Annotated in this window: 4 protein-coding genes and 3 pseudogenes; all 7 read right to left on the bottom strand. The window is 31.5% G+C overall.

The annotated features are described in order from the left end of the window. Positions 1–41: 41 nt before the first annotated feature. A pseudogene (locus CS898_RS10100) lies at positions 42–986 on the bottom strand (ABC transporter permease family protein); the annotation flags it as partial. Continuing rightward, positions 973–1,662: an ABC transporter ATP-binding protein gene (locus CS898_RS00850; protein WP_070609640.1), complete on the bottom strand. Its 690-nt coding sequence runs from the start codon at positions 1,660–1,662 to the stop codon at positions 973–975. The gene CS898_RS00850 and the pseudogene CS898_RS10100, both read right to left, overlap by 14 nt. A gap of 100 nt (positions 1,663–1,762) precedes the next feature. After that, a complete protein-coding gene (locus CS898_RS00845; RefSeq protein ID WP_099207773.1) occupies positions 1,763–2,740 on the bottom strand; it encodes a sensor histidine kinase in 978 nt (325 codons plus the stop codon). Beyond that, positions 2,727–3,392 (bottom strand): response regulator transcription factor, encoded by a 666-nt coding sequence (locus tag CS898_RS00840; protein WP_099207772.1) that lies wholly within the window; start codon positions 3,390–3,392, stop codon positions 2,727–2,729. Before CS898_RS00840 ends, CS898_RS00845 begins: the two co-directional genes overlap by 14 nt. Next, a pseudogene (locus CS898_RS00835) lies at positions 3,373–3,587 on the bottom strand (helix-turn-helix domain-containing protein). Before CS898_RS00835 ends, CS898_RS00840 begins: the two are co-directional and overlap by 20 nt. Positions 3,588–3,733: 146 nt before the next feature. Then, positions 3,734–4,390 carry a DNA-binding protein gene (locus CS898_RS00830; protein ID WP_099207771.1) on the bottom strand — a complete coding sequence of 219 codons (657 nt, stop codon included), beginning with the start codon at positions 4,388–4,390 and terminating at the stop codon, positions 3,734–3,736. 43 nt (positions 4,391–4,433) lie between these two features. After that, positions 4,434–10,292, bottom strand: a pseudogene (locus tag CS898_RS00825) (helicase-like domain-containing protein); the annotation flags it as partial. Positions 10,293–11,876 lie beyond the last annotated feature (1,584 nt).

The raw sequence follows: 11,876 nt of genomic DNA, 5'->3' as shown, positions 1-11,876 counted from the left end.
TTCCCTTGCCTATACAACTGTATGCACTCTTTTTTGAATNGTGTACCTAAGGCTACTGGCAATGCAGATAGCTTAAAGGCTTTCTTTTTTATCATTTTTTTAACTTGTTTTGCAGTCATACCTGTGCTTTTTAATAGGGCAATTTCTTTTAAATCCCTATTGTTCCATACGTTAAAAGCACCATAGATAATAAAAGCAAATAGAAGAACTAGAAAGAAATACGCACTATACTCTTCTACAGCAGATTTTATCACTGACTTAGGCGGAAATATTCCTTGAGGATAAATCAACTTATACTCTAAAATATCTGTGTTATAAGATAGTCTTCCTATGTCTATTGAAGACTTCTCGTCTATATTCATAGTAGATAAAATTTCTCTAGTCTTTGTATAAGTATCTCTTGGATGCTTATACCATATTAAGGCTTCTAAACCTCCATTGTTTTTTAATAAGTCTATCTTTTTATCACTATCAGCCATAGTAAGAAACATAGACTTTTCAAAAGAATATCCATAATCATCATAGACTCCAACTATGGTATAAGTTTTATCACTTGCAGTAATTTTAGAGCCTATATCATAATTTTTATTCTTTGTTAAAAATCTTTCTGGCACTAGTAGTTCGCTTGAGTTATTAGGTTTTCTTCCTTTTTTAATTTCATAGCCAGTTAATAGGTTGCTATATTTTCCATTTTCATAAATATTTGCATTTAAATCTGTCTCTATGATTTTATTAAAAGAAATTTTTTCTATATCCGTATCATTTATTAATTTATCATATAGTTTTTCATCAACTTCAGTAATTGCTACATGGTAGTCTCCAATAGTTTTTCTTACGTAGTTATACTTGTCAGTTTTTAACGAGTTGAAAATAAAAATAACAGTTCCTAGTAGCACAACTGCCAAAAGTATGGAAATTTTAATAGCAAAACTGTCTTTCTTATTATTTTTTACAGCTCCATCAGCTAGGTCATTAATAATTTTCATAAGTTCCATCTCCTAAGAAATTTAACCTACCATCTACCATTCTATAGACCTTATCACAAGAATTTGCTACTTTTTCATCATGAGTTATTATCATAATTGTAGAATTTAATCTTTTATTTACAAGTCTGAAAAGTCCTGTGATTTCTTCAGAATTTTTTCTATCGAGATTTCCTGTAGGTTCATCTGCTAAAATGATGGCAGGTCTTGTAATCAAACTTCTGGCAATAGCGACTCTTTGTTGCTCTCCACCTGATAACTGTTTTGGATACCTATCAAGCTTTCCTTCTATTCCTAGTATCGATAAAATTTCCTTTAAATATTCCTCATCTGCCTTTTTATTGTCTAACAAAAGAGGAAGTAAAATATTTTTTCGAACGTTGATGTTTGGAATCAAATTAAAAAATTGATAGACAACACCAATATTTCTTCTGCGAAAGATTGTCATCTCATCTTTGTTAAACTTGGTAATATTTTTATCTTGAATAAAAATATCCCCACTTGTTGGTTTATCAACTCCTGCTAATAGATGAAGCAAGGTAGACTTTCCTGACCCGCTATCTCCAATAATGGCGACAAGATCTCCTTTCTCCATTTCAAAATTCACATTTGATAGAGCGTGTACTTCTACTCCACTATTGTAAGTTTTTGTTAAATCTACTGTTTTTACAATATTCATATTTAGTCCTCCTTATCTTTCTTAGATGATATTAGACTTAAGTGACTGGAAAGTGACTAGAAAAAAATGACTGTGCTTTATTTACACAGCCATAATTAAATCAGTTATAAAATCTCAGTTCAAAGGAATTTGATTTCTTCCCCTTATGATATAAAAGCTCTCCATTTTGTCTTTCCATTACTGATTTTGCCATTGGAAGTCCAATACCATAGCCTTTTGAATTCGGATCCGCTTTATAAAAACGTCTAAAAACTTTTTCTAACATTTGTCGATCTAAGCCTTTAGAAAAATCTTCCACTAATATGCTCTTATATAAGTTCGTATCTTTTAGATGAATTTCTATATGTCTATCTTCTGTTGCTTCTAAACCATTTTTCATCACATTAAATGCCGCTTCATAGGTCCACTTCTTATCGCATATAAGATCAAAGTCATCTCCATAAAGTGGAATTTCAACATTATCATTAATAAAATAATCTTTTAGGTTTTGTATGATATCTTCAATTAATTCTCGAGCAGATATCCTGTCTCTTATCATTTCTATTGTACCTGAATCAAGGGCTGCAAGTTTTAATAAAATATCAGATAGATTGTAAAGTCTAAGAAGATTGTCCCTAAGTCTAGATATATACTCTTTTGCCGATTCATCTTCTTCGTCTTCTAATAAGTCTAGTAATAATAAGGATCCCGTCAATGGAGTTTTTATTTGATGGGCAATGTCCTCAGTATATTCTCTTAAGGTCTCTTTATTTTTCTCAGCATTTTCAGCTATTCTCTTGTTTTCTATAATAATTTTAATAATCTCATCTCTAAGTTTGCCAAATTCATCATCTATAATTTCGTAATTATCAGAGTTTATATCAAGCGAATGTAGTAGGTTAAATATATTATTAATCTTATCCTCAAGAGCTTTTTCTTTTTTCTTTTCAATTTTTCTAATAATTAGAAACAGAATTATATTTATAAGTAAAAAACCAATAAGTGTTAGAATATCAAATCTTGGGTTTAGATAGACTACAAATAAAGACATCAATAAATTTAGGACTATGATAAGTAAAATTCTTTTATTTTTTCTCATTGTCCCACCTATAACCTATTCCTCTAACTGTTTTTATATGCTCTCCATACACGCCAAGTTTATTTCGAAGTCTTTTTACAGTTACAGTTAGAGTATTGTCGTTTACTTCATAAAAATCATAACCCCAAACATAATCTAAAATTCGCTCTCTTAATAGATTTACATCTTGATTTTCTAAGAGCATTTCCAATATAGTAAACTCTTTTAAGTTAAGATCTAGATCTATTCCATCTATTGAAGCTTGTTTTGAAATGAGATCTAAAGATAAATTTTCAAAAGTCAGTTCATCAACCTTTTTTATTCTTCTGCTAAATACATTGTCTATTCTCGCCTTTAAAACAGGGAGAGAAAAAGGTTTTGTAATATAATCATCTGCTCCTTGAGAAAGGCCCTTGATAACATACTCATCTTCGTCTTTTACAGTAAGCATTATTACAGGAAGGTCAGAAAATTCTCTCAGCCACTTTAAAAAATTAAAGCCTGACCCATCTGGGAGATTAGCATCCAGAAGAATTAAATCAACATCCTTAAAATTAAGATTCTCTGTCTGAGAAAGATTGTTATAAATAATAGTTTCAATATTATGCTTGTTTAAGTAAGTTTTAACAGCAAAAGCAATTGTGCTGTCATCTTCAATCATTAATATTTTCAATTCTATACTCCAGTACTTCTGATATATCACATTTAAAATAACTACATATCCTACCAAGTATTTCCATACTCACATTTTCATCTCGTCCCTTTTTAGCTATGGTATGAGGAGTTGTTTGTATGGCTTTTTTAGGTCTAATTTATTAATCTTTTCATCTATTAATTCTTTCCATAATTTATCATAGGAAAACCCTATAACCTTCTCCAATTCTATATTTTACCTTTCTAAATGTATAGATTAACTACCTAATTATAGCATATAACACAGATTTCTTTCAATCACATGATTTACTGCGTTAAACTGAGCAAAAAAAATAAAGGCAGTCCGAAGACTGCCGATATTTACCTCTCTGTTCCTTTGCTATGCTCTTTCTTATTTGATTTAGTTTTGTCATCTGTCTTAAAGCTTTTTATTTGCCCTAATATGGACTTTTTATCTTTATCTTGACTCTTTACTTGTTCTTTTGCTTTTAAGAGCTTAGAAGAGAAAATACGGACATTTTTATGCTCCTTTCCTTTGTTGTCAATGCTTGTTTTTACTTGACCAAATATTTTAACAAAATCTCCTTGTTTTAAACTCTCTAAATCTTTTGTCTTATCTCCATAGGCTGAACAATTGGTATAAACTTTATTCCCATCGTCATCTTTCGAAACAATTGAAAAGTTACTTACCTTGAACTTTTCTCCATTTGCATTTTCTCTTTCAAGATTTTCTACTTGACCTGATATATTACCCACGAGATTTATGAGGTCGTCTTTTTCTTCAAGATCACTGACATTTTCAACAATCTTACCTTGTTCTTTCATATCATCAATCATATAGTCAAAATCTTCGCTTAGTATTGAAATAGTATCATTGTCCATATACTTATCGTAAATCTCATCTAGGACATTTTCATCTTCTATTCCTTTTTCAATCCCTATTAATGCTTTTATAAAATCCTTATAGTTTTCATTTGAAATTTCTTCTAAATTTTCTCTAATATCTTTGTATTCCATATTTTCCTCCTTGTACTAAATAAGGAGAGCCTTTCGCCCTCCTCTATCGTTCTTGTCCTTTTTCACTTTTTTCTTTATTTTTATCTTTTTCCTCTTCTGATTTAAATTTTGATATTTGTCCCAATATTGATGGTTTCTCTTCCCTTGCGTGAAGATTATCCTCTACATCATAAGTTGATTCAAAGTAATCACTATCTTTAAAGTCATTATCATACCTATCTGGTATTCCATCATTGTCAAGATCTTTTGCTAGTGGATCATAGAAGTTTCCATCATCATCTATTTCTAAGCCTAAAGCTTGTTTTAAATCTTCTTCATCTACTGATACAAGATCATCAAAACTAGACATCTTTATGGCTTCAGTCATATCTTTAATAGCTTGTGAGTTAGATATATCTTCCTCTACAAAAGATTCTGTTCTAATAGCTACATTATCTACATACTGAGTCCATGTTTTTTCTTCCAAATTTACCTCATATTGAATCGTGTGCTTACCATCAGGTGTTTCTGTATAGGCAAGTCCTATATGGCTTAAATCAGGATATAGTTTGTCAAAGTCTTCATAGCTATTAGATTCTGAAAACTCATAGTTAGAATAATCAACTATCGCCCTCTTTAAATTTTCTAATAGTGGTGATTGGTTTTCTAATTCTTCTACTTCTCCCATATCTAAAAGTTTATTAATCTCAGCTAGTCTTAGTGTCTTATCCCTTAACTCATCAGCTTTTTCAAATGGTTTAGTTAATTCTAACTTGGCATTTTCTAAAGATTCTTTATAGTTTTCAAGGTTTTGATTTAATCTTTCAAGTCTTGAAGACATTTTTTCAATTGCATTATCAAGCCTTGTTATATTGCCATCAGTGGAGTTTGAAAACTCTCCAAAGTATTCTGCTTTTCCTAGTAGTTTAAAGGTGTGAGTATTAGTCATGAAGTTATAAGAAACTTGTAAGTCTAAATTTCTATATTTACCAATAACCTTGCTATCATTTATCTTTACCTTTTTTATTTCTTCTAATAGCTTCTCTCCAGCTTCTTTCTTATCTAAAATTTTATTTGATCCGAGACTTATTGAAGTAAATTTGCTATCTCCTTCTCCTAATTTTTCAACACTTGCAATATCTTCTTTAACTGCTTGTATTTCCATTTCAGTTTTTAAAATACTTTGAGGATAATATTTATTTACCTTATCTTCAAGTTTATATTTATTAGACTTATAGTTTGCTTCAAGCATTTTTAGCTTTGTAACTTCGTTATCTAAGTCCATCTTTTCTTTAATTAGAGGATTACCAGTAGCTAAAGCCTTAATTTCTGAATAAGATAGACTTGCTTCATCAACATCTTCTGCAACACGCACAGGTGTCTTGCTTGTCATAATTTGGGATATAAATTTCTGCTTATTTTCTATTGTCTGCCACAAATAAGCATCAAAGGTATTCTCTGTTACATATCTAAAGATATTTACCTTATCATTTTCATTGCCTTGACGAACAATTCTACCACTTCTTTGCTCTAGGTCAGACGGTCTCCAAGGGACGTCTAAATCGTGTAAGGCTATTAGTTTGTTTTGTACATTAGTACCTGCACCCATTTTTTGAGTAGAGCCTAATAATACTCTTACTTCTCCCCTTCTTACCTTAGAGAACAATTCATCTTTTTGTTTGTCTGTATCTGCTTCGTGGATAAAGGCTATTTCTTCTTTAGGTATTCCCATATTCACTAGCTTATTTCTAATATCATCATAGATATTAAATTCTCCATCTCCTTTTGGTGTAGACATATCTGAAAATACTAATTGGGTCGATGAATTTTCTTTTGTCTTATCCCAGATCGAAAAGATATTTTTAACGCATACATTTACCTTTGAGTTAGGATCATCAGGAAGTAGTGGATTTATTAACCTTTGATCAAGGGCAAGTTTTTTACCATCATTTGTAATCTTTAGCATATTATCTTCTGTTGGCTCGACTTGATTATTTCTAACTGCGTCAGCTCTTTCTGAAATGGCTTCTAATATTTCTTTTTGTTCCTCAGTAGGTTTTGTTTTAATAACTTCAAAATTTGCTTCTGGTACTGGCAAATTTAACATATCTGAGGTCTTTATATCTGCTACTTCTTTAAACATAGACATCAACTCTGGCAAGTTATAAAACTTTGAAAATCTTGTCTTTTGCCTATATCCTGTGCCTTCTGGAGATAACTCAAAGGTGTTTTCTGTTTCTCCAAAAGTAGAAGCCCAAGCGTCAAAATGTTCTAATCCTCTTGCCTTTAAATCGTCATACTGAAGATATCTTTGCATGGTATAAAGCTCTGTCATTGAATTTGATATCGGTGTACCAGTAGCAAATACAACTCCCTTGCCATTTGTCATTTCATCCATATACCTACATTTCATATACATATCTGAAGACTTAAAGGCTTCACTCTGTCCTATACCAGCAACATTTCTCATCTTGGTATGCAAGAATAAGTTTTTGTAATTATGAGCTTCGTCTATAAATAACTTATCTACTCCTAGCTCTTCAAAGGTTATTACATCATCCTTTTTAAAGTCATCATTTAGCTTTTCAAGTCTTACCAAGAGTTTCTTCTTTGTCTTTTCTAGTTGTTTTACTGTGAAATTTTCCCCTCTATTTCTTTTGTTCTCATCAATAAAGGAAACTATATCATCTATTTGGTCTTGTATATGTCTTACCTGGTATTCCTTAGACATTGGTATTTTTTCAAATTGAGAGTGTCCTATGATGACCGCATCATATTCTCCTGTTGCAATCCTACCAATAAATCTTTTCCTATTTTTAGGTTGGAAGTCTTTTTTATCGGCCACCATAATATTTGCTGACGGATATAACTGCATAAACTCTCTACCAATTTGAGTGGTTAGATGGTTAGGAACTACAAATAATGACTTACTTGCAAGTCCTAACTTTTTAGATTCCATAGCGGAAGCTACCATTTCAAAAGTTTTTCCTGCTCCTACTACATGGGCAAGTAGTGTATTTCCACCATAAAGAGTCCTTGCTATGGCGTTTTTCTGATGTTCTCGTAGTCTGATTTCAGTATTCATTCCATCGAAAGTTAAGTTAGAGCCATCAAATTCTCTATTTCTAATTGAATTGAATTTTTCATTATAAATCTTCTCTAACCTATATCTTCTATCAGGATCTTCAAATATCCAATTCTTAAATTCTTCTTTAATCAATTCTTGCTTTTGACTTGCAAGCATAGTTTCTTTTTTGTTTAATACAGAAGTCTTAGAACCATCATCATTTATTACTTGGTCAAATACCTTTGTATCTTTTAGATTAAGGGCATTTTCAATTAGCTTATAGGCATTCACTCTACTTGTACCATAAGTCATGTTAGCAAGGTCATTAGTTGAGTCAACACTTTTACCTTCAATATTCCATTCACTTGTATGTGGTGAAAACCTAACATTTATATTCCACCTATCATAGCCAGGTGTTTTTAAAAGGTTAAAAGTAAAGTCTTCTATATCTTTTTGAGGTATCCATGTTGCTCCTAACCTTACATTTATATCAGAAGCAGTGAGTTCTTCAGGCATAACTTCTTGTAATTTTTCTCTTTGATATTTGAGTTTGCCTAACTCGTTTAATAATGTATCTTTCTTTTCAGAAGGTACTAAATCTATTACATTTTCAATTTCTCCGATATATGAATTGAGGTAGCCAATTTTTTCTCTGATATTGCCACTTAAATACTCGTCAGCCGATACATATGAAAAATGAAATGGATCGTCATTGTCAAAGTTTTCAAAGGGCATTCTGTTATTTATTAGGTCTGTATCCTTAATATCTAAAAATATCTCGCCCTCAAGTTCACCAATTAAGGTGTCCCTATCTTTGTTAGTGATAGATTCCATATATTCAAAGTCTACATATCCTTTTTGTGAAACAGATAAGACTAAAGCTTCAAGGGAAGTATCTACATGGTCTACTACTTTTGCCTTCGTTATTGTTCTTTTTGAGAATATATCACTCTTAGCTTTGAAATTATCCTCATCATCAAGTATTTCTATTGATGAAACCAAAGGAAAGTTTGAGTCTTCCTTTAAGTCTCTAGTGTTTGATAAGGAGTTAATAAAGCCATGTTTCTTTGAAAAGTTATCATAGACTTCATTTAACTTTGCTTGTGACTCTTTTATTTCTTCATCAGAAAAATCGTCCTTTTGTTTTTCTATTACATCCTTTAAAGCATTCATTACATCAAGATAATCTTTTATTTTTTCTTTATTTTTATCTGATATATTCTGCTTAATTAAGACTGAGTTTTCTCTTAGGTAGACTTCTTCGTCAATAATAGTGTAAGAAAAGTTTTTAACGTCATCTGTTGCTGGAAGACTTAATTCTTCGTATTCCAATAGCTCGACCTCTTCATATTTTGAATTTGAAGATATTTCCTTACTTGCAATATCCATTAAATCCTTTAGATTTTCGTCTTCTTTTTCATCACAAGTAATAGTATTTCCAAATCTACCAGATACTTCTTTCATATCCCCTAATACCATTTGAGGATTATCTACAAAGTATTTATTGTAGGTTAAACCCTTTTTATCAGTTGATAGGTGTATCCAATCGTCATCTCTTTCTATAACTGAATCTCTCTTCTTTAAGAAAATAATATCTGAAGTAACTTCTGTCCCAGCAAGTCCTTTAAATGTTGTATTAGGAAGCCTCATAGCTCCTAAAAACTCACATCTTGCATTAATATATTTTCTAACAGATTCATCTTTTTTATCCATAGTTCCAGATGAAGTTATGAAGGCGATAATTCCTCCATTTCTTACCTTATCTATTGACTTTGCAAAAAAATAATCGTGAATCAGAAAGTTATTTCTGTTATATTCACGATCGTTAACTTTAAAATCTCCAAAGGGAACATTTCCTATTACCAAGTCAAAGAAATTATTTGAGAAGTTTGTTTCTTCAAAACCTTTAATTTGAATATTAGCTTCAGGATAAAGTTCTCTTGCTATTCTTCCGCTTAGACTATCTTTTTCTACTCCATATACTTTAGAGCTTTGCATTTCACTTGGCATATTACCAATAAAATTACCGACTCCTGCAGATGGTTCGAGGATATTCCCAGTCTTAAATCCCATATCCGTTAGAGTCTTATATATTCCATCCATTACCTCTCTAGGTGTATAAAACGATGTTAAAGTAGACTCTTTAGCATTCAAATACTCTTCATTTGTTAGATTTTCCTTTAAAATATTTCTTGCTTCTAACCATTGACCTCCCTTTTCTTCATCGAAGACATCGGCAAGACCTCCCCAACCTAGATAGTCAGCAAGATATGCTTGTTCATACTCTCTTGGACTCCTATTTTCATTTTCAAGTCTTTTGAGCATTTTAATAGCTTTGATATTTTTATCTAGCTTTTCTGATGGTGTAAGGTATTCTGAGTAGATATGATTTTTCAAGTCATAATTTCTAGCAAAACTTATCCTTTCCTTATTAGGTTTATAGCCTAGATTCTTTAAATCTTCTTTACCCCTCAATAAGTTTTCGGCTGCTTCTCTTGGGACATTGTATCTATCCATCATTTGGTCAATTTCAGGATTGTAGTTATCAATAAAGCTTTCTTGCTCTACTTGTCTTTCAATTTGTTTTTCATGCTCAGATAATTTGTATATCTCATAATTTCCACTATCTAAAAGATCATCAATCTTTCTACTTTCTTCAAATGTTTCACCTTTATATAAAGGAAATTCTTTCCCATTAACTTCTACTTTAGTTCCTGTTTCAATTAAGTTAATTCCATCAAAGATATTCTCATCTTCTAAAATAAATTCCTTACCAACCTTTACTGCTAGTTTTTCTGATGTTTGACTTAGATTTTCAAAGATTTCTTCAAGGTATGAATCGTTTCTATATGGAATTACTTCCGAACCCCTAATCATACCTCCCATATATTCCATATTATCTCTAATGGTTACAGTTTTAAGTCCTCCACTTAGTTCATCAAAATCTGTAATGGTAAAGTCCTTATCTTTATATCTAACCTGATTACCTATCTTAAATTTAGGCTCTATATTTTCCTTAGCTTCTTCTTGTAAAGATTTTTCCTCGCTTATTGCAATTTGCTCTTCTAAATATGAAAATTCACGCTCATTTACTTCTTCACCATCACCAAGGTCAATCCTATAGTGTTCGACAACTTCGCCATCTACATAGTGATCAAAATAGAATTTGAAATATCCGATATAATCATCAGTCATTTCTCCAAATTCATTTTCTCCAAGAGTTTGATTATGGTCTTTAACATCAATATCCTTTTGTCTTAGAACATTAATTAAGTCTTTAGTTACTATCTGTCCACTATAATCGGGAACTAATTCGTGGTTTTCATTAAATTCTACAATCCAGTAATCTTTTCTATTTTCAGTGTTTTTGTCATCAAAAAAAGAAGCTTCATCAGCTTCCTTTTCTTGGCTTATTTCATTTTCTAAGCTTCCACGTATTCCTTGATTGCTATTCTCTTCACTGTTGCCATCAAGTTGTTCATCTGTCCTTGGTATTCCTCTGGATTCTCTCTTTTCATCTTCTCTGTCAATCCTTGTGCTTCCATCATCTTGACTTTCTCTCTCTTGATAAAGTCCACTGCCTGATTCTGAATTTCTTTCAGATGGTTCAAAAGTATTTTCTCCTCGTACATTTCCTGAAGTTTCTTCCAGTTCTCCATGTCCTCGCTCCCTACTAGGTAAGACAGTCTTAGAACTGCGTATGTCGGATTCGGATATCTCTCCATAAATTCCAGATCCTTCTCCATCATGTCCAAGGTTTTCTCTTCGATCTTCATTGCTATTTCCTCTGTCGCTTCCATCTGTGAAAACTCGTCCATCTCTACTTCTTGACCTATCATCTCGTCTATATAAATCATTTTGACCTCCTCTATCTTCATTTGTATTTTCTATATCTCTATTATAGTCGGCAGCGGCCCTTTCTGTCAGCAGCCTAACACGATCCATTTCCTTAGATTTTTCTATTGTTCTATCTATAATATCTTCACTAACCCTTGATATTACAAGACCTATCTGCTCTAAAGAAATTGTATTAATCCTAGAAAAATTATTTTTTAAATTTTCCATATCCATAGGATAGAATGTATTAAACCTATTAGCTACCGCATAGGATATTGAGTCTCTTATAAACTTTTCAAAGCTAAGTCTATCCTCTATATCTATTCTCAAATCAGCAAGAGCCAAATTAATATATTCATCTCCATAAATTCGACTTAAAGAAAATATATTTTCATTAAGTGAATCACTAGCTTCAAATGAAGAATCTCTTATTATTTCTTTTAAAGCCTCATTATGGTTTTCGTGGTCAAACTGCCATAAGCTAACCTCATTAATATTCCTATCCATTGATGTGGTCTGACTAATATCAAAGATATATGAAACTTTTTTGTTTGCATCACTTCCAACTAAAATTGGAATACCCTTCTCTCCTCTCATAACAAC

Origin of the sequence: Urinicoccus timonensis (assembly GCF_900232945.1) — a bacterium.
Lineage (GTDB): Bacteria > Bacillota > Clostridia > Tissierellales > Peptoniphilaceae > Urinicoccus > Urinicoccus timonensis.
This window is presented reverse-complemented; position numbering and strand designations above follow the sequence as displayed.

What these genes read in the sequence shown, in the direction of transcription:
- CS898_RS00850 (WP_070609640.1), bottom strand. Translation starts at nt 1,662, where the DNA reads ATGAATATTGTAAAAACAGTAGATTTAACAAAAACTTACAATAGTGGA.
- CS898_RS00830 (WP_099207771.1), bottom strand. Translation starts at nt 4,390, where the DNA reads ATGGAATACAAAGATATTAGAGAAAATTTAGAAGAAATTTCAAATGAA.
- CS898_RS00845 (WP_099207773.1), bottom strand. Translation starts at nt 2,740, where the DNA reads ATGAGAAAAAATAAAAGAATTTTACTTATCATAGTCCTAAATTTATTG.